The sequence below is a fragment of the Pseudoalteromonas sp. SG44-8 genome, from assembly GCF_014164125.1.
GTDB classification, from domain to species: domain Bacteria; phylum Pseudomonadota; class Gammaproteobacteria; order Enterobacterales; family Alteromonadaceae; genus Pseudoalteromonas; species Pseudoalteromonas rhizosphaerae.
On sequence record NZ_JACJEQ010000005.1, the window covers coordinates 182991 to 205925 of the forward strand.

24 protein-coding genes are annotated in these 22935 nt (G+C 40.9%); 13 read left to right on the plus strand and 11 right to left on the minus strand.

Features of this window, described 5'->3' with window-relative positions; genetic code table 11:
- Positions 1-40: 40 nt before the first annotated feature.
- Together H5163_RS06565 and H5163_RS06570 are read left to right on the plus strand one after the other, a co-directional pair.
- Positions 41-856, plus strand: coding sequence for a symmetrical bis(5'-nucleosyl)-tetraphosphatase (locus H5163_RS06565; RefSeq protein ID WP_145235439.1), 816 nt, complete (start codon positions 41-43; stop codon positions 854-856).
- 133 nt (positions 857-989) lie between these two features.
- The gene (locus tag H5163_RS06570; RefSeq protein WP_182734710.1) at positions 990-3005 is read left to right on the plus strand and encodes a methyl-accepting chemotaxis protein; all 2016 of its coding nucleotides are present in this window, start codon (positions 990-992) and stop codon (positions 3003-3005) included.
- 257 nt (positions 3006-3262) lie between these two features.
- Here the strand turns inward: H5163_RS06570 and gltX are convergent, their stop codons facing one another.
- From gltX to proB, 3 genes are all read right to left on the minus strand, one after another.
- Positions 3263-4747, minus strand: coding sequence for a glutamate--tRNA ligase (gene gltX, locus H5163_RS06575; RefSeq protein ID WP_182717159.1), 1485 nt, complete (start codon positions 4745-4747; stop codon positions 3263-3265).
- 75 nt (positions 4748-4822) lie between these two features.
- On the minus strand, positions 4823-5182 hold the full coding sequence (locus H5163_RS06580) for a glutathione S-transferase N-terminal domain-containing protein (protein ID WP_145235432.1): 360 nt from the start codon (positions 5180-5182) through the stop codon (positions 4823-4825).
- Positions 5183-5443: 261 nt separating this feature from the next.
- Positions 5444-6547: a glutamate 5-kinase gene (gene proB / locus H5163_RS06585; RefSeq protein ID WP_182734711.1), complete on the minus strand. Its 1104-nt coding sequence runs from the start codon at positions 6545-6547 to the stop codon at positions 5444-5446.
- Between the two features lie 129 nt (positions 6548-6676).
- On the opposite strand from proB, the gene H5163_RS06590 reads away from it, so the two are divergent.
- Entirely contained in the window at positions 6677-7639 is a 963-nt protein-coding gene (locus tag H5163_RS06590; RefSeq protein WP_145235428.1) for a DMT family transporter, read from the plus strand.
- Here the strand turns inward: H5163_RS06590 and H5163_RS06595 are convergent.
- Genes H5163_RS06595 through pdsO form a run of 3 tightly spaced genes read right to left on the minus strand, consistent with a single transcriptional unit; the run spans position 7531 to position 10922 of the window.
- Complete coding sequence (locus H5163_RS06595) at positions 7531-8127, minus strand: class GN sortase (protein ID WP_182731794.1); 597 nt, start codon at positions 8125-8127, stop codon at positions 7531-7533. The two genes, H5163_RS06590 and H5163_RS06595, sit on opposite strands and share 109 nt — an antisense overlap.
- Positions 8124-10145: a marine proteobacterial sortase target protein gene (locus tag H5163_RS06600; protein ID WP_182734712.1), complete on the minus strand. Its 2022-nt coding sequence runs from the start codon at positions 10143-10145 to the stop codon at positions 8124-8126. The genes H5163_RS06595 and H5163_RS06600 overlap by 4 nt, the downstream gene beginning before the upstream one ends.
- 39 nt (positions 10146-10184) lie before the next feature.
- Positions 10185-10922, minus strand: coding sequence for a sortase-associated OmpA-like protein PdsO (gene pdsO / locus H5163_RS06605; protein ID WP_145235421.1), 738 nt, complete (start codon positions 10920-10922; stop codon positions 10185-10187).
- A gap of 224 nt (positions 10923-11146) precedes the next feature.
- Between pdsO and pdsR the strand changes: the two genes are divergently transcribed.
- From pdsR to H5163_RS06625, 4 genes are all read left to right on the plus strand, one after another.
- Entirely contained in the window at positions 11147-11836 is a 690-nt protein-coding gene (pdsR, locus tag H5163_RS06610; RefSeq protein WP_182734713.1) for a proteobacterial dedicated sortase system response regulator, read from the plus strand.
- Positions 11836-13968 carry a proteobacterial dedicated sortase system histidine kinase gene (gene pdsS / locus H5163_RS06615; RefSeq protein WP_182734714.1) on the plus strand — a complete coding sequence of 711 codons (2133 nt, stop codon included), beginning with the start codon at positions 11836-11838 and terminating at the stop codon, positions 13966-13968. Before pdsR ends, pdsS begins: the two co-directional genes overlap by 1 nt.
- Positions 13969-14070: 102 nt before the next feature.
- Positions 14071-14229, plus strand: coding sequence for a hypothetical protein (locus H5163_RS06620; protein WP_179959192.1), 159 nt, complete (start codon positions 14071-14073; stop codon positions 14227-14229).
- Between the two features lie 50 nt (positions 14230-14279).
- Positions 14280-14513 (plus strand): hypothetical protein, encoded by a 234-nt coding sequence (locus H5163_RS06625; RefSeq protein ID WP_145235415.1) that lies wholly within the window; start codon positions 14280-14282, stop codon positions 14511-14513.
- 28 nt (positions 14514-14541) lie between these two features.
- On the opposite strand, the gene H5163_RS06630 is transcribed toward H5163_RS06625, so the two are convergent.
- Genes H5163_RS06630 through H5163_RS06645 form a run of 4 tightly spaced genes read right to left on the minus strand, consistent with a single transcriptional unit; the run spans position 14542 to position 18416 of the window.
- Entirely contained in the window at positions 14542-15042 is a 501-nt protein-coding gene (locus H5163_RS06630) for a DUF1543 domain-containing protein (protein ID WP_145235413.1), read from the minus strand.
- 8 nt (positions 15043-15050) lie between these two features.
- Entirely contained in the window at positions 15051-16400 is a 1350-nt protein-coding gene (locus H5163_RS06635; protein WP_182734715.1) for a sigma 54-interacting transcriptional regulator, read from the minus strand.
- A gap of 2 nt (positions 16401-16402) precedes the next feature.
- Complete coding sequence (locus H5163_RS06640; RefSeq protein WP_182734716.1) at positions 16403-16945, minus strand: hypothetical protein; 543 nt, start codon at positions 16943-16945, stop codon at positions 16403-16405.
- 1 nt (position 16946) lies between these two features.
- Positions 16947-18416 (minus strand): HAMP domain-containing sensor histidine kinase, encoded by a 1470-nt coding sequence (locus H5163_RS06645; protein ID WP_145235537.1) that lies wholly within the window; start codon positions 18414-18416, stop codon positions 16947-16949.
- A gap of 316 nt (positions 18417-18732) precedes the next feature.
- On the opposite strand from H5163_RS06645, the gene H5163_RS06650 reads away from it, so the two are divergent.
- From H5163_RS06650 to H5163_RS06670, 5 genes are all read left to right on the plus strand, one after another.
- A complete protein-coding gene (locus tag H5163_RS06650) occupies positions 18733-18960 on the plus strand; it encodes an EF-hand domain-containing protein (protein ID WP_145235406.1) in 228 nt (75 codons plus the stop codon).
- A gap of 22 nt (positions 18961-18982) precedes the next feature.
- On the plus strand, positions 18983-19210 hold the full coding sequence (locus H5163_RS06655; RefSeq protein ID WP_182731797.1) for a hypothetical protein: 228 nt from the start codon (positions 18983-18985) through the stop codon (positions 19208-19210).
- Positions 19211-19320: 110 nt separating this feature from the next.
- Entirely contained in the window at positions 19321-19557 is a 237-nt protein-coding gene (locus H5163_RS06660) for an EF-hand domain-containing protein (RefSeq protein WP_182731798.1), read from the plus strand.
- A 12-nt stretch (positions 19558-19569) separates the two neighbouring features.
- The gene (locus H5163_RS06665; RefSeq protein ID WP_182731799.1) at positions 19570-19806 is read left to right on the plus strand and encodes an EF-hand domain-containing protein; all 237 of its coding nucleotides are present in this window, start codon (positions 19570-19572) and stop codon (positions 19804-19806) included.
- 120 nt (positions 19807-19926) lie between these two features.
- The gene (locus H5163_RS06670; protein ID WP_182734718.1) at positions 19927-21591 is read left to right on the plus strand and encodes an amidohydrolase; all 1665 of its coding nucleotides are present in this window, start codon (positions 19927-19929) and stop codon (positions 21589-21591) included.
- 9 nt (positions 21592-21600) lie between these two features.
- On the opposite strand, the gene H5163_RS06675 is transcribed toward H5163_RS06670, so the two are convergent.
- Positions 21601-21828, minus strand: coding sequence for a YgjV family protein (locus H5163_RS06675; RefSeq protein WP_145235395.1), 228 nt, complete (start codon positions 21826-21828; stop codon positions 21601-21603).
- A gap of 268 nt (positions 21829-22096) precedes the next feature.
- Here H5163_RS06675 and H5163_RS06680 point away from each other — a divergent pair, with 268 nt between their 5' ends.
- Complete coding sequence (locus H5163_RS06680; RefSeq protein WP_145235393.1) at positions 22097-22753, plus strand: Crp/Fnr family transcriptional regulator; 657 nt, start codon at positions 22097-22099, stop codon at positions 22751-22753.
- The last annotated feature ends 182 nt before the right edge of the window (positions 22754-22935 follow it).

Here is a 22935-nt window from a genome sequence, read left to right on the forward strand (position 1 = left end):
CACAGGAGATAGATTTATTACCCCGAATTTAGGTTAAATAATGGCAAATTATGCGATAGGTGATCTACAAGGTTGTTATAAAGAATTTCAAGCTTTGTTGCTGCAAGTTGACTTCAACCCAAGTAAAGATCACCTTTATTTAGTGGGCGACATTGTCGCCCGCGGCCCCGACTCTCTTGCCTGCCTAGATTATTTATATACACATCAAGATAGTATCACCGTTACCTTAGGTAATCATGACTTACACCTGATTGCCAATTATATGTTAGATAAACCCGCTAATCCAAAAGACAAGCTCACCGCCCTGCTTGGTTCAGCAAAGCTACCTGCTTATATAGCCATGCTAAAGCAGCAACCATTGGCTCTATGGCTTGAAACAGAACAGGTATTTATTAGCCACGCCGGCCTCAACCCCGCATGGTCCATTGAGCAGGCTCTGCAACATGCTCAATTTGCTGAATCCTGCTATCAAGGTGAGAATGCGCGCGATTTTTTCAAACATATGTATGAGCAGCACCCAGGCCTTTGGAGTGAGCAACTCAATGAGTTTGAGCGATTTCGTTATATTGTTAACTACTTTACCAGAATGCGATTTTTAACCCTTGATGAACAATTAGAGTTAAGCTATAAAGGTAGTATTACTAACGCTACTGCAATGATGCCTTGGTTTGAGCACCCAAAATTTACAACTTTTAAACAGCACATTGTATTTGGACATTGGGCTGCTCTTGAGGGCGTAACTAATCATGCAAATATCCATGCTTTGGATACAGGCTGTGTATGGGGTGGGAAGCTGAGCTTGATGGAGTTAAAAAATAAGCAATACTTTAGCGCTAATTCTACTGATTTCATCTAATTTAACTGAAAAATTAATCATCTTCTGTTAGATTTATAGTAACGAATGTTAAAAGTAATTGAATTTAATTACTTAACTTATCCGCAATAAAGCCGATAAAGTCTAATTGCTACTCTCTTTATGGAATTTTTATATGAACTTAACTGTCAGCCAACGTATTTGGGGTGGTTTTATTTGTATCACCTTATTACTTCTTTTAATTGGGGGTAATTCACTGTTCAGAATCGCAAATATTAATAATTCAGCACAGCAAGTAAATCAATTATCATTGCCGGCATTAGAACAAAGCTCAGAACTACAGGTTGAGTTTATCCTGATGAGTAAAGCCGCCCAAGCTAGTTTTTATACCTCTTCAGCAGCAGAGCTTGCGCCAATTGAAAAGTTGGTGTTCGAACAAAAACAACGCTTTGATAAAGCTTATTCACAGTTAAAACTCGTTGTACGTGACAACGATCAACTAAATCAAAATAGTCAAAACGTTGAGCGAACTTACAAAAGCTTTATTAAATTAGTAGAAGATTTATTAAAAGATAAAAAAACCCAATTAGAACTCAATAAATCATTACGAGCACAATTAGAAACGATAGAGCTTGCAGCGGAAGATGCTAATTCTGTGGTTTTGGATATTATCGATATTGATGGTTTAGAAAGCAGTGATAGCAGAGCCTATCAAGCGGCTAATAAATTAGAAAATAACTTTTTGTCTTTAGTCACCAACAGCACTGACATGCTGACAGTTAAAACCCAAAATACCTTAGATATCGTCAAAAATGAGCAGCTTTATTATTTAGAGGAGATTGAGCGTAGCTTAAAGCTACTAAAACCGGTTGTTGAAGCAGCAGAGCCTGGTTTATATAACGATCTAAACAATTACTTCGTCTCTCTTCGCGATAACATTCTCGGCAACAATAGTATCTCAGCTAACAAAAAGCGTTTAATTGATGTAATCGCAATGACTGAAAAGGAACTTACAGAGGCAGAGCAAGCTACGGCAACTGCAATAAAACAACTTAATGAATTAGTTTCTCAAGCTAGTAATGTTGCTTTTGAATTGCAAAAAGAAGTTAGGACCGACGTAGATTCAGCTAATTTATGGACCTGGGTTGGTATGATCAGCGCAACTTTGCTAGCCATAATCGTAGCTTATATAACGGTTAACCGCATTACTAAACCGCTTGCAGAAGTAAACCGCATTCTTGATATTGTTGCTAGTGGCGACATGACACAACGTCTAGACGATACAGCTAAAGATGAATTTGGTGAACTATCGCGTAGCTGTAATACACTTATAGCCAGCTTACGCAGCTTGATCCAAGGTATTATATCTCGTTCCACACAACTTGCTGCGGCCTCAGAAGAAACGTCTGCTATCACCGGTGAATCAAGTCAAGCAATTCGTAATCAACAAGCACAGGTAGAACAAGCTGCAACAGCGACAACGGAAATGAGCAGTACCTCACAAACAGTAAGCAATAGCGCACAACAGGCACTTAAAGAAATCAAAAATGCCGATAAAGAAGCTGAGCGTGTTAAGGGTATTTCTAGCCAGAATAAATCGACCATTGAGCAGCTAGCTCGTGAAGTTGAATCAGCCTCACTAGTCATTAATAAGCTTCATCAAGATAGCGCCTCAATTGGTAGTATTCTTGATGTTATTCGTGGTATCGCGGATCAAACTAACTTACTAGCACTTAATGCAGCTATTGAAGCAGCACGTGCTGGTGAACAAGGTCGTGGTTTTGCCGTTGTTGCTGATGAGGTTCGTTCATTGGCTAGTAAAACACAAGCCTCGACTCAAGAAATTCAAGCCATGATAGAATCATTGCAAACAGGCGCGGAAGCAGCCGTGACTGCAATGTCTAAAGGCAAGCAACAAGCTGATTCTTGTGTTGAACAATCAGACCTAGCCAACGCAGCACTGGATTCAATCACCTCAGCGGTTGCTTTAGCACATGATGTGAGTGAAGAAATATCGACAGCAGCACAAGAGCAACAACAAGTCTCACAAGAGATTAGCGAGCGCCTTGAGTCTATTGTAGCCATTGCAGAACAAACCGCAGAGGGGGCTAATCAGACTAATATATCAAGCTCTGAGGTCGCTAAACTTGCCGAAGAGTTACGCTTATCTGTAGATGAGTTCAAAGTCTAGGGCAAAGCAAATTAAAACAACAAAGCCGTGTTGATTTAAAACACGGCTTTTTTTTTGAAAAAAATAAACCACCGATATCCCACTTCTCACTGCTGAGCTAACAAATTGCGTGAGAACAGCCAATTATTATTATTTCATCGTCCACAAACTAGCTTTGCTTGTTGGCAATACTCCATTATTTTTCCACAAAAAAGCCGAACTCCACGTTAATAAAGTTCGGCTTCTAATGATCATCAAGCTTAGCTAGATTACTTTACCTATGCAGCAGGATACTCGCGATACGCACGCTCAATATTCTTCGCTTGCTTTTTAGAGATACCTAAATGCGCAAGTGCTACACGTAAACGTGCGCGCGATAGATCTGAGCCTAATATTTCCATTGCATCAAGTACTGATGTTGAAGACGTTTTGCCAGTAATAGCGACAAATATCGGCTCTAAAAAGTCTTTAATCTTCAGCTCATGGAAAGTAGACACCGCTTTAGCTATAGCAAATATTGCTGATTTCTCCCAGCTTCGTAAGCCCTCAAGCTCCCAGATAAAGAACTGTAAAGCTTGGCGAATTACATCTTCATCGGCTTTACCAGCGGTCAGTAACGCAGGGTCGTAAGTTGGAATACCACCGACAAAATGACCGGCTAAATCAACCATATCTGATAGGGTATTAATGCGGGCTTTCGCCTCTGGTAATACTTTAGCAAGCATTGCCCCATTAAACTTCCAATCTACAAAGCGCTGAATTAGCTCTTCGTTGCTGAAGTTTTCGCGGATCCACATGCCGTTTAACCAGCTTAGTTTATCAACGTCAAATACTGGGCCACCGAGAGATACACGCTTCATATCAAAATGTTCAATCATTTCAGCAAGCGTGAACTTTTCACGCTCATCCGGCATTGACCAGCCCATGCGTCCAAGGTAGTTAAGTACCGCTTCAGGTAAGTACCCCATTTCTTTATAGTAATTAATAGAAGTTGGATTTTTACGCTTAGATAGCTTTGACTTATCTGGATTACGTAATAGTGGTAAGTGACCAAGCACCGGCGCTTGCCAACCAAAATCTTCATATAATTTTAGCAACTTTGGCGCAGAGTTGATCCACTCCTCACCACGGAAAATATGGCTAATTTCCATGTGGTGATCATCAACCACATTTGCTAAGAAGTACGTTGGGAAACCATCGGCTTTTAGTAACACTTGCATATCAACGTTTTCCCACGGGATCTCAATTTCACCACGTAAGTAATCGTTAAATTTAAAGGTACCTTCGCTTGGAATATTCATACGTATAACGTAAGGCTTACCGGCAGCTAAGTTGGCTTTAATTTCGTCATCAGTAAGGTTTAAACCACGGCCATCGTATTTAGGACGCAGGCCTTCAGCCATTTGCTCTTCACGCATTTGGTCCAGCTCTTCGCTAGTTGCAAAACAATAAAATGCTTTGCCATCATCAACTAACTGATGTGCATATTTTTTATATAAATCGCTACGCTCTGATTGACGATAAGGACCAAACTCACCACCGACATCAGGACCATGATCCCATTCAAGCCCTAACCAACGAAGACTATCCATAATCGCTTGTTCTGATTCTGAAGTGCTACGTACTTGGTCTGTGTCTTCAATACGAAGTACAAATTCGCCACCTTGCTGCTTAGCAAAACAGTAATTAAATAAGGCGATATAAGCGGTACCAAGATGCGGGTCACCGGTTGGTGACGGCGCAACACGTGTACGAATTGTCATGGTTATGTTCTCTTTCAATGGGCAATAAAATATGCGCTAAATGCTAACACAGCAAATGCGCTTGAAAAATGAATATTAAGCTGCAGCTTTATTTAAGTAAGCAATGATATCGTTTGATTCATATAACCAAGTGACTTGGTTATCTTTTTCGATACGTAGACACGGTACTTTTATTTTTCCGCCTTGTTCGAGCAATTCTTGACGATACTGTTCATTACTTTTCGCGTCGCGCGTTTCAACTTTTAACCCTTCGCGTTTAATTGCACGGCGCACTTTTACGCAGAATGGGCAAGCTTTGAATTGATATAGTTTAAATTGTGCAGTGAGTTGATCAAGCTGAGCTTGCTCTCCCGCAGGACGTTTTTTACTACGTGGTGTAAAAACAAAATCAAAAAATAAGATCAAACTACCTAATAACCAACGAACTAATTTCATCAACTGGGCCCTGTTTACAACAATTTAAGGGCACAGATTTTAGCACAGAATATAAAGCTAAAATAGCATCAAAGAACGCGAATCCATCTCCTAAAAGGTAAAGCAATCCACGTTATTTTAAAAATATAAAGCAAAACTCAATACCGCAGTGAAAAGGCCGGCATCAAAGAATAAAAGCTTGAGTCTTGCTGTATTATTAAACTATTCATTTATATCCTCAATGGATGACTTTAATGTTTTACAATGTAGTAGCTTGATAATCTAAAACAACACCAAATCATCTCGATGGATCACTTCACTACCGCAATCAAAAGCTAGCAACTTTGTAATTTCACTTGAATGACAACCTTTAATCGTATCGGTTTCTGCTTTACTAAAACGTACTAATCCACGGGCCACTAATTGTTGATCGCTGGTGACTAAATCAATCAAATCGCCACGTTCAAACTGCCCGTGCACACCGCGTACGCCTTTGGCTAATAAACTAGCGCCTTGTTGCTGTAAAGCATTTACTGCGCCATCATCAATCACTATTTGGCCACTACTTTTAGGTCCAGCTAACAGCCATTTTTTACGGCCATCTCTTGGCGCTGTTAGCTTTACAAAGCGTGTGCCTGGTAACTGTTCGCTCATACAATTAAGGATCACATTTTTACCAGCACCTTTGGCTATAATCACTTCCACCCCAGCTCGACGAGCAATATCAGCGGCTTGCAATTTCGTTGCCATGCCACCCGTGCCTAGACTAGTTCCACTGCCACCAGCAAGCTGGCGTAACTCATCATCAATATGTGCCACTTCGTCAATTAATTGCGCATTAACATCAGTACGTGGATCACTGGTAAATAAACCTTCTTGGTCGGTTAGTAATAATAATTTGTCGGCATTAGCTAATATAGCGACCAGTGCTGAGAGGTTGTCGTTATCACCTACTTTAATTTCAGCAGTTGCGACCGCATCATTTTCATTAATGATTGGCACCACGTCATAACTTAATAATGCAGTTAAAGTATCGCGGGCATTGAGGTAGCGTTCTCGGTCATCAACGTCAGCGCGAGTCAGTAGCATTTGCCCTACATTGACGCCATATAAAGCAAATAAGCTTTGCCAAATGTGGATAAGCTGACCTTGACCAATCGCGGCAAGCATCTGTTTATCAATCAAAGAACGACCGCAGGGTTTTAATAGTTGCTCTCGGCCAGCAGCCACCGCGCCACTTGATACCAGCACAACTTGATGACCTTGCTTTTTTAATTCACAACATTGGCGAACTAATTCAACCATGTGTGCTTTGTCGAGTTTATCGGTTCCACCAGTGAGTACACTCGTTCCCAGCTTAACCACTATTACCTGTGCCCTTTGCATGCTTTTTACTACACAAAAATATTGAAGGATTTATTTATACCAGTTATCGATTTTTGAACAAGTTAAAAATATTCAATCACGGTGCTGACGTGCTAGGATCGTGTTTTAATTCACTTTAAAGCGACCTTCATGCCAGCCAGTTTATGTTTAATAATCGCCACCTTTTTATGGGGCAGTTCTTTTATCGCGCTAAAATACGCGATCGCCATTTATGACCCTGCACTGGTGATTTTTTTACGCATGTTAACCACCTTAGTCATGGCATTGTGCTTATGGCGTTACGTTATTCGCTTTAAATATCATCAAGGTGACTGGAAATATCTGGTGGGGATGTCGCTGGCTGAGCCCTGTTTGTATTTTTTATTTGAAGGCCATGCGATGGAATATACTTCAGCTTCTCAAGCGGGAGTTATTGTATCGTGCTTACCGATTATCGTAGCACTTTTAGCGTTTTTTATGCTCAAAGAGTACATTAGTAAGGCCATTGTTATTGGTTTCACTTTTTGTATTGGCGGCAGTATCTTATTAACTTTAATGTCGCCAAGCTCAGAGCAGGCTCCCAATCCATTGCTGGGTAACTTTTTGGAGTTAATGGCAATGGTCTGCGCTGCATTTTATACTATTTCAGTTAAACATTTAGTTGCTCGCTACTCACCATTAACCTTAATTGCATTGCAAGGTTTTAGCGGTAGTCTGTTCTTTGCGCCATTTTTACTGTTTATTGATTTACCCAGTGAAAATCAACACGACCTTGGCGCATTATTAAGTATTTTATATTTAGGCTCTTGCGTCACCTTAGGCGGCTATGGTTTGTATAATTACGCAATTAGTAAGGTGTCGGTGCTCACTGCCGCAGCCTATTCAAATTTAATACCGATTTTCACCCTAATATTATCAGCAATTATCTTGGGAGAAGTGCTTTCTCTTAGCCAATGGCTCAGCATTGGCGTGGTATTTGTAGGTGTAATGATAAGTCAGCGTCATCAAGAATTGGTAGTAGACATAGATAACACCGATGCAGGTGATGGCAATTTATCGGCAGAGACTAATAATCGTAATTCAGTCCCGGAGGCTAAAGAATCAAACGGATAACAGGTTAATAAATACAAGCCTTTATGCGCTAAAAAATCGTACTGGGACTGATGAATAACCGCAATCCCACGCACTCGATAGCGATCAATTTGGCCATTTTGCGTTTGTAAGCTAAATTGCTCACCCACATTCACTTTTTGTAAGAAAGCAAAGTGAGTGTCATTATGTCCAGCAATTAACACGCCTGCTTGCTCAGAGCCTAGCTCTGCACTAGCTAAAAAGTGACTCGGGGCAAACGCTAAGTTACGGCCACTGGCTCCTGCTAATATTGTTAAGGTTTGCTTTTGGCTTGGCCAATTCAGTTGTGCAGTTACATAACTATCAGCATAGAACCAGGGTTTAACTTGTTGCTCTGGCGTTGTCAGTGCCACTTGCCAAGCCTGCTCTATAAGGCGTTGTGCCAGCCACGCTTTAGCTTGCATATAACTACCATGACCAAGCAACGCCAAGCCAACAATCAACAATATAGCGCCAATCACTGCTTTCATTTTTTCAGTCTCAACACTGCAAATCCAGCCAACAGCATGCAACCGAGTAAAATATGTAGTCTGCTTTGCCCATCAGTTTGTGGCAAACTCATTGCTAGACCCTGAGGTCGTTGATTAGCCACTTGCACATTCTGCTCAGCAACAGTGCTCGATGGTGTCTGTTCAATCGCTACAAAGGCGGTAAACGGACTAAGTAATTGATGTTCAAGCGCTAGACTCTCAACCTGTGCTTTAACCTGCTCTTGCTCGTTATAAAGTAATAATGATTTAATTTTTTGCCGTGCCCACAACCTTGCAATTCCATGAGCCGGTCGCCCTTGTTGTGTATTTAACTTTATCGACAACGGTCCTTGCGCCGTTTGCCCCGCTAAAGTAACGCCGGCATTATTATCAAGCTTTATAGCAACCATCACCGGCTCTGAAAAGTACAGGTCGGGTAACGGCGATGGCCAATATTCAAGAGCTTGATTTGCCAAATCACTGCTAAGCGCAAGTTGAGTAATTGCAGGATGAGCTAACTTATCAAATAGTTGCTGCATTTTTGGTTGCACGTCACTACTGCTGCCAATATAAGTAAACGTTCCGCGTCCAACATCTGCAGCTCGACGCATAAAGTAACTATTAGGCGCACTACCGATACCAATCGTAAACAAACGACTATCACCTAGTTGCGCACTAATATGTTTAAACAATGCATCTTCATTACTGACACTGCCATCGGTTAAAAATACCACTTGACGCACATACCCTAGATGCTCACGAGCATCTAGTACACCATCTAATGCCCCTTTAATATCAGTGCCGCCATCAGCTTGTAAATTATATACAAAGCGCTCAGCACGGCGTAAATTAAAATCATTAGCCGGCACAGGTTTATCGCTCATAGGCATAATTTGATCGTCAAAGCCGACAATATTAAAGCTGTCGTTACTATCAAGTAACGATAACGCATAATGAAGTGCACTTTTGGCTTGCTCCATTGACTGTCCGTGCATAGAGCCGGAAGTGTCGACTACAAAAATCATTTCTCTTGCTAGACGCTGAGTCTGCGTAAAATGATCATCCGGCGGCAGCAACATTAATAATCCATAACGTTCATCATTACTGAGCTGCTCAGTAAAAAATGCGGCTTGCGCTTGCTCTTTTTGCAGCGGTTTAAACTCCAGTAAAAAATCACGATTCACGGCACGTTGTTCATTTAAAGTAACTTGATACTGACCAAATGCCAGATTTTCGGTATTAATACGATAATATTGAGACTGAATATCCACCAGCTCTAGGCCAACATCAATATTAACCGTTAGCTTAAACTCGCCTTGAACCGAGCCGGTATTTTTAGTGGCCATGTAAATCGGTGCAATCCAACCGGTGGCAGCAATACTCGCTGATGATAACTCATTACTCTGCGAGTCAATCATATCCTCTGCTGTTTCATTTAATACCCCATTAATCGGATGGTAACGCGGCGTTATCGTGGTTGGAAATCGTAGTGCAAATGTACCACTGCGATAATCAATCACTTCTTGATATTGCAGCTCTATTTGTACTTCTTCGCCAGGGCCGATGTTTGCCACATTAGTGACAAACATGTTTGCACGCTGCTGGCGCACTAAAGCGGCTTGTTTACCCGCTTGTTGCGCCTGTTGAAAGCGCAGCTCGGCTTGTGCTTTTTTATCAATTTCACCTTTGATCACTCGCTCACCAATGTGCATAGTCATAGCATGCACCGCACTTTCATCGGGTAGCGGAAAGACATAGCGTGCATTAACAGCAAACGGGTTTTCATTGCGATAATGTTGAGTTACCAAGACATGGTTTATCAATCCGGTGACTGTCATGGTGGCATCACTTTTTAAGATAACGCCAGGCGCTGCCTTTGCACCATTGCTGTCGAACATAGTTAGTTCTGGCGATGTGCTGGCGTTACTCGCACAGCTAACAAACGCGATGAAGGTAAAAAGGCTTCCCCGTAACCATAAATGGCTACGGGTCAGCACTTTGCTTGGTTTACTCAACATAAAAATCACTCCCTTGGCGGCTACTTGGCAAAATGGCGATTAGTTACTCGCGGTTTGGTTATACGGCTGCGTGCTTGGACGAGTTGTTAACGTTACACGGCGGTCAAACATGTTTTCTTCATAATTATCGCTATCTGCCACAGTTTGTTGCTCACCAAATGCGGTAGTCGTTAAGCGGGTATGGCTAATACCTTGCTTTATTAAGTAGCTTTGTACATTTGCGACTCGCTGTTTTGAAAGCGCTAAGTTAGCGAGCTCATCACCACGTTGATCGGCAAAGCCATTTAAATCCAGCTGCAAGTCTGGCTGGCTTTGTAGTAAATTCACTAGTTGATCAAGTTGGCTGGCAAAGTGCGGGGCAATCTCACTTGAACCGGTTTTAAATTGAATGGTCATTGCCATTAGGTTATGCATTTTGGCTAATGCAAGGCGTTCGTTATTACTCTCAAGCTTATCGAGCTGCTCACTCATTTGCGTATTTTGAGCAAGTACATGCTGGTAATCATCGGTTTTATCTTGCAGCACAACTAAAGCTCGTTGTTGCTCGGCAATTTTATCTTCTGCCACTTCTTGCTCGCCAATCAAGCCTCCGGCAAATGCACCAACAAAGGCACCAATTGGGCCGCCAACAATACCGCCAACAATTGCCCCCGTACTTAAACCTATCACCGTTTCTTTATGAGTTTCTTTTGCTTTAACTGCAACTGTGTCAGCGTGGGCTAAGTTAGGTGCTGCAAAAATAGTAGCGACAGTGCAAGCGATAATCATTTTTTTCATGGTGTAATCCTTTTTTGCTTAATTACTTAATAGTTGGCAACTCATGGGTTGGTAGCTGCCCGATTTGGTATAACGCCATTAAAGCAAGCTCAAGTGGCAACAAAGGGGATCAAAAAAGGCAAACTGCTGAGCAATTGTGGCAAAAAAAAGGCAATTGCTTTTTCGCCAGTGCGAAAGCAAAAAAATTAGGTATAGTGCAACTAGAATATAAGAAGGTGCTGTAAATGAAGAAGATTGCAATTATTGAAGACGAACCCGCGATCCGCGAAAATTACATGGAAATGCTCAGCGCGCAGGGTTATCTGGTCAGCGGCTATAGCAACCGTCAAAGTGCAGAGCATGCTTTTAATGACGCACTACCAGACTTAGCGATTGTCGATATTGGTTTAGGTCATGAAATTGATGGCGGTTTCTTACTATGCCAAACTCTGCGTTCGCTTTCTAAAACCTTGCCGATTATTTTTTTAACCGCCCGCGACAGCGAAATAGATACTGTGTGTGGCCTACGCATGGGCGCTGATGACTATCTCACTAAAGATATCAGCATGGCGCATTTGGCGGCTCGTATCGGTGCACTGTTTCGACGTATGGAAGCACTCGAGCAACCCGCTGATCAAAATGCTTTACTCAATCGCGGCCTGCTCACGCTTGATACTAAACGCATGCAAGTATTTTGGCAGCAGCAAATAGTCGATTTAACCGTAACTGAATTTTGGATGCTGCATTCACTGGCACAGCGCCCTGGGCATGTAAAAAGCCGTAACGAACTAATGAGTGATGCAAAGATTTACGTTGATGACAGCACTATCACTTCTCATGTTAAACGTATTCGCAAAAAATTTATCGCTTTAGATACTGACTTTGATTGTATAGATACCGTGTACGGTATGGGTTATCGCTGGGAGCAAGTGTAATGCTGCGTTTTGGTTTGCGCAGTAAATTTATATTGCTGTCGTGTTTTTTATTTTTACTGCCTTGGCTTGGCTATGAATACGTGTGGGAAATGGAAAAATTTCTGCGCCAAGGTCAAGAAAAAACCTTAGTCGGCACTACTCGAGCACTCGCCACGGCCCTGCATGAGCGCCCAGCATTATTTGACTCGCAAACCAATTTTTTAGATCAGGTTATAAAAGGCCGTGATCTCTACGCCTATAACCTTAGTAACCCCATTCAACTTGATGGCAAACTGTCGGACTGGCAGCCTTATCAAAGTCTTTTTTGGCATTACGACGAGCGCTATTTACAAACTAATAAACCAGACCATCAGCTTGAGGACTTATCGTTTGAGCATATGGTTGGTAAATATGAAAACTTTTTATATGCAGTATTTAAAGTTACCGATGACTCGGTGGTTTATCGCGCTAAAAACACCCTAAGTTTAACCCGTAATGATCACTTACAGATCATGTTAAAAACCCCACAAGGGGAATTTAAGCACTATATTGTTGCCGCTCGCCAAGATGGCTGGATCAACGCATTTGACGCACAAAGCAAAACCCCAATAACAAAAATTCAAGGCTATTTTGTCAGTACAGAGACTGGCTACAACATAGAGTTGCGGTTTCCGCTAACGATGCTTGGCAATAAGCTCGGCTTTGCAATTGAAGATTGGGATCAAGGCAAGCCTGAGCCACAGACTATGTCGACTTCAAACTTACAAAACCCCAATGATATTGGCTCAGTGCTGGTGCCCTCCCCTGAAATAAATCGTATATTAAAAGGTATGGGTCACAGCGGCAGCCGAATTTGGGTGGTTGATAATCATCACCGCGTGTTAGCGCAGTCGGGATCAATTCATCATGCCGACGGCGTTTGGGCTGATGGGCTTAACGACCAGCCAGCAAAAACCTGGTGGCAACGATTTGAGAAAAACTACTTACATCTACTTTACTATAAAGTACTTACCCGCCCTGAAAATGAATTTTTAGATACATTGCACGATGTCGCAGCGATGCAAGGCACACATATAGGTAAAGCACTCAGTGGCACACCAGCATCGTCTTGGCGACTCACTCCAGATAACAAAGCGGTTATTTTATCAGCCGCATATCCTATTTGGATCCAAGATAAGGTCATTGGTGCTGTAGTGGCCGAAGAGACTACCAATGGTGTTCGCACATTACGCAACAAATCGTTAGAGAAACTATTTAATGTGATTTTAGCAGTGATGCTAATAGGCACAGTAACGTTATTCTTTTTTGCATCAAGGATCTCCAGTCGTATTCGTCGCTTAAGAGATACCGCAGAGCAAGCCATTGATGCTCAAGGGCGAGTAACTGGCACTATTAATTACAGCGATTCAAACGATGAAATTGGCGATTTATCTCGCAGTTTTGCAAATATTGTAAGTCGCTTAGGTGGTTACACTAACTATTTAGAAACCATGTCGTCGCGATTATCTCACGAACTCAGAACACCCGTTGCGGTCGTACGTAGTTCCCTTGAAAACTTACAAATGCAGCCACAAAGTGAGCTGAGCCAAAAATACCTTGATCGTGCCAGTGAAGGGGTCGAGCGTTTAGGTAAAATAATCACCACCATGAGCGAAGCAACTCGCCTTGAGCAAAGTATTCAAAGCGCTGAAGCTGAACCATTTGATTTGCGAAATGTGATCAATGGCTGTATGCAAGGCTACCAGCTAACCTATGCACAGCAACAATTTAGCCTTAATATTTGTCCGCAACCATTACTACTTAGCGGCGCGCCTGAGTTTATTGCTCAGTTGCTAGATAAACTAATCAATAATGCCTTAGAGTTTAGTGTTGAAGATAGCGCTATAAGTGTCAGCCTTGATCAACATGATAATGAAGCCCTGTTATGTGTCAGTAATCTAGGTCCACTTTTACCCGAGGGATTAACAGAGCATATTTTTGATTCGATGGTGTCGGTACGTAGTCAACAACTGCAGCAGCAACCACACTTGGGTTTAGGGCTTTATATAGTACGTTTAGTGTGTGAATACCATAAAGGCACAGTTAGCGCGGCTAATAATCAACAAGCTGATGGTGTGACTTTTACCGTTCGACTGCCTATTAATAATAATTAAGGATTACATTTATACACATTTTGTACGGTTAATGTTCACTTACAATTCAGTCGCGCAGACATATGCTTACTACTTAACTAAGTTGATAAGATAGGAGGCAATATGCAAGCGATACTGAAACGTGAAGAAATTGATTTTATTTTTGATTTATACAGCTATGAAGATAGTGATGAGTTAAACAGTAGCGAACCTAACTCTGATACTGAAAAACATGACATAACGCAATCAAAAGTAATTTATCAGCCTAGTTGTTTGACCTAAAAGCGGTTTGCTCATTACAATGGCGCACCTTGTAAAAGTACTGCCTAATAATGAAAACTCATTCTGCTAAAAAAGAACTTATTTTATTACCGATCTTACTAATTGTTATTTTACTGTGTATTGCTGGGCATTTTTTACTACAAGCCAGCTTCCAAGATAGCAATGTTACCGAGTATATGCTTGCTGCATTACCTTTTGCTATGTTTGGCTTAGTGATTATCGCTTTTAAAATTGCCAGTAACAGTGAAGACAAAGAGCGTGCAGAACAAAGTGATAACGGCTAACGCTTGCACCACACACACTCTTGATTATTTATAATATATGGTAACCAAACCAATCGGGCTTAATCGCTTGAGATTGCTCACTCGGGGTTAGCTTGATATGTAATTGACTGTCGAGCAAGTCAATTGCAAAGCAATCATCTACATCATGTAAGTCATCTTTATGAATATGACTTAAACCTGCTAGTAAATCCTCTTTTGCTCTTTGTTTAGCTTCGTCGCTACTACTAGCTACATATAACGCAAAGTCATGCTGCTCAGCTAAGCTATCAGCACGATACGCTCCTAAATTTACAAAGTATAACTGCTGCGATTGGGCCACGGGTTCATCAACCACGGTTACTGCAAAGCCATCAATGTGATTTACCGCCATATAGCTGTCCATGTGCACGCTACTTTTATCACCGACCCACTGCGCTTTTAATTTTGAGTAAGTTTGTTCTATCGATTCCCCAACAACAAAACGAACATCATGCATTTCAATATGGCAGCCCTGAATACGCCCACCTAAATACACCATAAATAACTGCATTTTCTCTCCTAACAAATAGTATCAACGTCAATGTTGTGTTTTTTAATCAATTTATAAAAATCTGAGCGATTTCGCTTAGCTAGTTTTGCCCCTTCAGCCACGTTACCGCCAGCCATCTTTAAAGCATTAATCACATAATCACGCTCAAATTCTTTTTTAGCATCGTTAAGTGAAAGCGGCTCAACATTGCTGGTATTACTATTAAGCGCACTTTCAACCAGCTGTGCTGATATTACTTCACCTGGGGTAAGTGCGACAACCTGCTCTACTACATTTTGTAACTGGCGAATATTACCCGGCCAATCGTGACGTACTAATGCATGCATTGCATCATTGGCGAAACGCTTTTCTTTTTGATCCATACGTTTAGCAATGGTAGCGCTAAAATACTGCGCTAATAAACTAACGTCTTCTCTGCGCTCACACAGTGGTGGTAATTTAAGATTCACAACATTTAAGCGATAGTATAAATCTTCGCGAAATTGCTGATTAGCAATCGCATCAGGCAAGTTTTTATGAGTTGCTGATACAATCCGCACATCAATTGGAATTTCTTCTTCAAAGCCCACAGGGCGAATAGTTTTTTCTTGTAATACGCGCAGTAACTTAACTTGTAAATTAAGTGGCATATCACCAATTTCATCTAAAAATAAAGTACCGCCTTGCGCTTGCTGAAATAACCCTTGGTGGTCTTTAATCGCGCCCGTAAAAGCCCCTTTTTTGTGACCGAATAGTTCTGATTCGAGTAATTCACCCGGTACCGCACCACAGTTTATTGCGACAAACGGACCTTCACTAACATGGCTATGTTGATGAATAGCATTAGCTAGTAACTCTTTACCTGTACCACTGGCCCCCGAGATCAACACATTGACCTGAGTCGGACCTAATAATTTAACTTGCTCAAGTAAATGCAGCATAGCACCACTGCGGGTCACGATATTGCTGTTTGATGCGCTTTCATCGGCACTGAGACCATGAATTTCAATCGCTTTTGCTAAACTATCAAATAACTCATCTTTATCTACCGGTTTAGTAATAAAGGCAAAAATACCTTGCTTCGTCGCTTCAACAGCATCAGGAATAGACCCATGAGCTGTCATCATCAACACTGGCAGCGCTGGGTAGCGATTTTGTAACTGACGGTGTAATGCCATACCATCCATTTCATCCATGCGTAAGTCTGTAACCACAGCATCAAACACATAATTTTTTAATAACTGTAGCGCAGCAATACCACTTTCGCAGGTAGTCACTTGATAGCCTTTAGATTCTATGCGAATAGCCAATAGTTTTAATAAACTTGCATCATCATCGACCAGTAAAATTCGCGCGCCTTGGTTTTGCTCTGTTGACATAATTACTGCTCCTTAGTTTCTTCGCGTAGTAATAGTTGCTGCTCGATGGCTGCCAGTGATGACAGGGTTTCTTGCATTTTATTATTCAGCGCTTGCTGCTGTTTTTTAGCGTTGATCTGCTGTTTTATTTGTTGTTTTTGCAGCCATAAATACTGTTTTATATCATCTGGCCAATAATAAGCTTGATCCAGTTTTAGCAGCTGCGTTAATACTTTTTCCGGTGCTAATACATTATTTTTACAACTAAAATCAAAATAATTCTGAAGCTCTTTAGCACCAATATAAACCGTTTTACTCGCTGCCACTTGAAAACCACCGCACGACTTTGCATGCCAACCAATGACCGTTTCGGCAGGTGCATACATAGGATCGGTTTTCGGCCTAGGTTTCGGATTCGGTAAACTATCCCCTTGTGGTGTAGTCACCTTACCCGGCTGTTCAGCTTCAGGGTTGCTTTTATTTACTGGCTGCTCAGTTAACTCACACCCTGCGAGCCCTAAGGTTGTGATGCAAACCACTAAAATGGCATTTAAACGCACGCCCATGCTAATTAACTCCTTGGTTTTTATTGGTTGGAGGGATGATTGGGATTTGAATTATAAAACGACAGCCTTGTGGCTCATTATGCTCAACGTGTAAAGTACCCATCAATTGCTCAACAGACTCTTTTACAATGGTAAGCCCTAAGCCACTACCTTGAGCGGTTACATCTTTAGCATTCTTACCTTGATAAAAGGCACTGAATATATGTGATTTCTCTTGCTCTTTAATACCGGTGCCTTGATCGCTAACGCTCATAGTCAAAGTACGACCAGCTAATGACAGAGCAATATTGACCGCCTGTCCTGCTGGTGAAAACTTTAAGCCATTAGAGATCAACTGAATTAAGATCATTTCAACAAGCTCTGCAGCAATTTCCAGTGGTTGCTCGGGTAACTCACAATGCCAACATAAGCTTTGCTTACGCGCCACTAAACGATGTTCAAAATGGCTGTTTATCTTGGTTATTAATTGCGAGAATTCCAGCTCACTTAAGTCTTCTTTGCTGCTGCGAATCGCATTGTAACTAAGTAAACTATCGATCATAGCGCGCAAACGCACCATGCTCTGGGTAATTAACGCCAACACCGCTTGCTGCTCTTTGTTAATTGGCCCAACGATTTCATCGGCAAGTAAGTCAGTGCCCTCAACCATTGACGCTAATGGAGTTTTCAATTCATGGGTAACATGGCGTAAAAAAGTATCTTTTTGTTGCTCTAATTGATGCAACTGCTCTTGCACCCATTGTAATTTATTTCCTAGTTCAACCAACTCAGCAGAGCCTTGTACAGCTATTTTTTGTTGCCAATGACCTTGCCCAAGCTTATCAATAACCGACGTTAATCCTTTTAAGCGACCACTTATACGCCATAAAAAACCACCACCTACTAGTAAAGTTAATGGGATAAGTGCTATTAACCAATTGATAAATGAGCTTTGCAAAGCTTTTAACTGTTGCTGATTTTTAGTTATTTGCAGCTCATTTTGATCTCTTAGCCACACCGTTTGACGCGCAATTAATTCACTCACAGGAATAAACAATTGCGCATCTTGTTGTCCTTCAGTAACGAGTTGAGTATGCGCTAATTGCAATACCTGTGCGAGTTGCTGCCATTGCTTAATATACTCCCCCGTAGAACTTATAAAAGTTAGTTCATCAATGCTTTGTAGTGATGATTGCCACTTATCAACAATCAATTCATCGAGTGATTCGCTTTTCAGCACCCAGTTTTGTCGCGTTGCGCGCTCTAAGCTATTGAGGTCTTGCTTAAGATTATTAAATGACTTGGTAATTTGATAATTTTCACTGACGATTTGTTGAGTTACTGCTAGCTGTTTATTCAGCGCATTTAAAAATACAATCACTACCAGTGATAATGGCAGCAGCGATAACAAAGTACTAAACAAAAACTGGCCTATTAAATTGGGTCGCCAACTAAGTAATGCACTGTACTTTTTAGCGAATGAGGCCACTATCGCCACTCCTTTAGTTAAAAGTCTGATTATGGAAGGTGTTACTTATACACTAGCTGAATCAATAAAAATAATGAATAAGGCGAACTGTGTAGCGCTATATAAAGCGACTGATGCTAAATTGAAACAACTTAACCAACTGTTTTTTAAAAACTTAATCAATACCCGTTAAAAGTTGTTGCAAAAAAGACACACTGCTCGGTCATTTTTTCCCACTTATTATCATGCAAAAAAATTAAACCACTGATATTTATACAATAAAAACAATTGGCATCGTTCTTGTAATATCCGTATCAACGACTGTTTATAAGGAAATAATATGAAAATATTAACACCGCTGTGCTTATGCATCAGCCTACTGCTTAGCTTTAACAGCTTTGCCATTGATGTCGAGGCCACCTTCGCAGAACTTGATAAAGACAGTAATGGCACATTGAGTGAAGCAGAAGCATCTGAAGATGCGGTATTACACGAAAGTTTTGAGCAAATTGACAAAGATCAAAATGGTCAAATTTCATTTGCTGAGTTTAAACAATTTTTGCAATAAATTTCCCAGAGGAAACACTGCTATGAAACAACTTATCACCGCTTTTTCACTGATGTTTTTAGTCATTAGCGCCACTGTTTTAGCATCACAATTAAACGTTAAGTTTGCGCAATTAGATACCGACTCTGACGGACAAATTTCATTGCTTGAAGCCAAGCAAAACAACACGCTATTAAAGCAGTTTACTGATCTTGATGATAATAACGACGAGCAATTATCTGAGCAAGAGTTCGCAAAGTTTAAATTTTAAAAGGCTTTAAAGTATTTGCCATAATCCCGGAGGGAATGTGTAAACGGATTTAATGTTGGGATTTAAATTATGGCAAATGCTTTATTCTTTTTATTGGTAGGATGTAAATAATGAAAAGCATATTAATAATATTAAGTGTGTCGCTAGCCACCAGTTTTAGCGCAATGGCACTGGATGTAAAACAACGTTTTGATCATTTAGATAGCAATAAAGATGGCTATTTAACGCATAATGAGCTTGAACCACAACCACAATTGTTGAGTAACTTTCAACGCTGGGACAAAAACCAAGACAATAAAATTTCCCTATCTGAATTTAAGCGTTTTTTAACTAATAACCTAGATTAACGAGTTTCCCCAATGAAATTTTGTACACAACTGGGACTAAGTTGGTTATTTGTCAGTAGCTGTTGCAGTTTTGCAACAACTGATAATATAGCAGAACAATTCAAAAACTTAGACCGCGATAACGACGGTCTTATCACGCGTTCAGAGTCAGCAAAAGATCCTGCCCTGTGGTCTCGTTTTAAAAACTATGACCGCGATAAAGATGGTAGATTATCACTGTCTGAATTTACTCTATATGCAAATAAATGAATAGCTAATTCATCAGCATAGTTGAAATGCACAACGATAAATAATTTATTATATTTAATTTGCAGACTCAGTATTCTCTGTTACTGTTTAACTAACAAAAGCAGAAAAAGAATTCTAACAATGAAATGCTTACTCGCCTGTTTAATCACTTTATCTTTACCTGTGCTAGCTGATACCACGGTGATCTACAATGCTAATGGTTACACTCCAACTTACAGTGGCCAATTACAGCAATTTTCTACACTGGTTATTAAAGATAGCAAAGTAGTAAAAGTAGGAGACGATAAACTAAAAGCGAGTTTCCCTAATGCTGCAGTATTTGATGCCGAGCAACAAACCTTATTACCTGGTTTAATTGACGCCCACGGTCATGTGATTGGACTTGGTAATAATTTAGCGCAACTCGATTTACGTGGCAGTACGTCGATTGCAGAAATACAAAAAAAGCTTGCTGTATTTGCTAAAAATAACCGGGGCTGGATTATTGGCCGCGGTTGGAATCAAGAACTGTGGCCTAATAAGCAATTTCCTACTGCTGCTGACTTAGATAAAGTTGTCAAAGATGTTCCGGTGGTGCTTTCTCGTGTCGATAGCCACGCGATTTGGGTTAATAGCAAAGCGATGGAGTTAGCCAAATTAACACCCACAGTACAGTCACCAGCAGGTGGTGAAATTATTCGCAACCAAGCAGGTCAACCTAGCGGTATTTTTGTCGATAAGGCCGAAAGTTTAATTACTGCACATATTCCTACGCCATCTGATCAAGACGTAAATAATACCTTAAATCAAGCTGGTCAACATCTGCTCAGCTTAGGTATAACCTCAACCCACGATGCTGGGATTGATAAACAAACATGGCAAGTTTACAAGCAAAGAGCTGAACAAGGCACCTTACCGCTGCGCATTGTTGCAATGCTAAGTGCAACAGATCCGTCCCTTGAAGATATGCTCAGAGCCGGTCGCTATAAAGATCTTAACGATTTCATGTCTATTCGTAGTGTAAAAATATATGCTGATGGTGCGTTAGGAAGCCGTGGCGCCGCACTACTGGCCGATTATGCAGATAGAAAGAATCACCAAGGTTTAATGCTCGAAACTCAACAAAAATTAGAGCAGCTGTACACATTGAGCTTTAACCATGGTTTTAGCGCCAATACCCATGCCATCGGTGATAAAGCAAATCATATTGTGTTAGATGCCTATCAAAATGTATTTAAAAAAACCGGCGGGATTTTACTACGTAACCGTATAGAGCACGCACAGATAGTTGATCCAGCAGATATTCCTCGCTTCAAAGCACTTAAAATCATTCCATCAATGCAACCGGTGCATGCAACTTCTGATATGCATATGGCAGAGCAGCGCCTTAGCGATACACAATTACAAGGTGCATATGCATGGCAAACGTTTTTAAAGCAAGGCTCAGTAGTAGCTGCAGGCTCAGATTATCCAGTTGAACTGGCCAACCCCTTTGACGGTTTGTATTCAGCAATTACTCGCCAAGATCACAATCAATTACCCGCTAATGGCTGGCGAGTCACTGAAGCACTGAGCAGAGAAGATGCACTCAGAGCATTCACGTTAGGTGCTGCGTATGCCGCACATCAAGAATTTAAATTAGGTAGTTTAGAGCAAGGAAAGTGGGCTGACTTTATTTTAATCGACAAAGACTATTTTAAAGTGCCAGTACAAGAAATTTTTACCATTGTCGTAAATCAAACATGGATTGGCGGTGAATTACGCTACCAAAAAGCGCAAATTGATAACCAGAGTAAGGCTCAATAAACCACGCTATTATTGCGGTTTTTGTTGTTGACGTTTGAGCTTAATTAAATGATAAATATTTACGAAGGTTAGCAAACCATTGGTGATAGCCACAGGCCATGCAGCAATCGCAATACCGTAGGCTGTGAAAGCAATACAACCGGCAAGATTAAACCAACGAAGTTTGCTCACATCACTCATAGTTAAAGAGGCAATAAGTAAAGCTGAGGCAAAATACCCCAAATATTCCCAACTCATTTGTTCTCTCCGGTACTTTAGGTTAGCATTGCAAATGTTGTAGTTTAGGCAAAGTTATTCCACAATATAGCAATAGTATAAAAAAGCTAACTTACTAAAAACCCAAAGCTGCTAAAAGCACACTTTAATAATCATTACACGGGATATCAGGTATTAAGCTTAATTAACCGAGTTAACTAAGCTAGTAAGTTAGCGTAAATTCTTAGAATCTTAATGCTAACGTCATTAAGATGTAATAAATAGGACAATTGTCCGAAGGGCATTGTTGATGTTTCAATATCATTTTTCTAGTTATCTCGTCGACCAGCTACTAACCTTTGCTGGCAGCCGTTATCAACAATCTAAAAAAGAAGTACTGATCCACCAAGATCAACCTCTTACAAAATTAGTGTTAGTCAGAAGCGGCACCGTATCGTTTAGTTATGATGTCGGTAATGGCCGCCGCTTACTGCTGGGCCAACTTGATTGCAACAACACCTTAATTGGTGAAATTGAAGCGCTAAACAATAACCCCTGCATTTATACAGTTACCTGCTTCAGTGACGTTAGCTACAACCTAATAGAACTAAAGCACTGGCGTGCCCTGTTACTTGAAAAGCCAGAGCTGAGTTTATACACAGCACAAACTATTGCCGCTAAGTTTCAAGAAAACCAAAAAATTAATTTAGATAAACTATTGTTGCCATTGGGTTACAATATCGCCAAAGACTGTTTATTACGTGCCGAAAATAATAACCCAACCCTGCTGCGCGCATACCCAACGGTAAATGCTGAAGCTGAGCGTTTTGCCACCACAGAGCGAGCCTATCGCCGCGTAGTATCGGAACTGGTAGAAAGAGGTTTAGTTGCACGCTCAAATGATGGACTCAAAGCGGTTGATTTAGATAAACTTAGCGATTACGTGGATAGTTTTTCGCAGCTATAGTTGCTAATTTAAGTAATTTAGCATTACTGCAATATCTTCTGATTATAAAAGATAAAAAGGCCTAGGGGCGATTAACTCTTTGTTACTTACATGGATGTAAGTAAGGGGCGTGAGCAGGACGCGGAAGCTTTGCTCGATTTTTACTTAGCCCACTAGGTTACAAATCTCGCGCCGCGATTAAA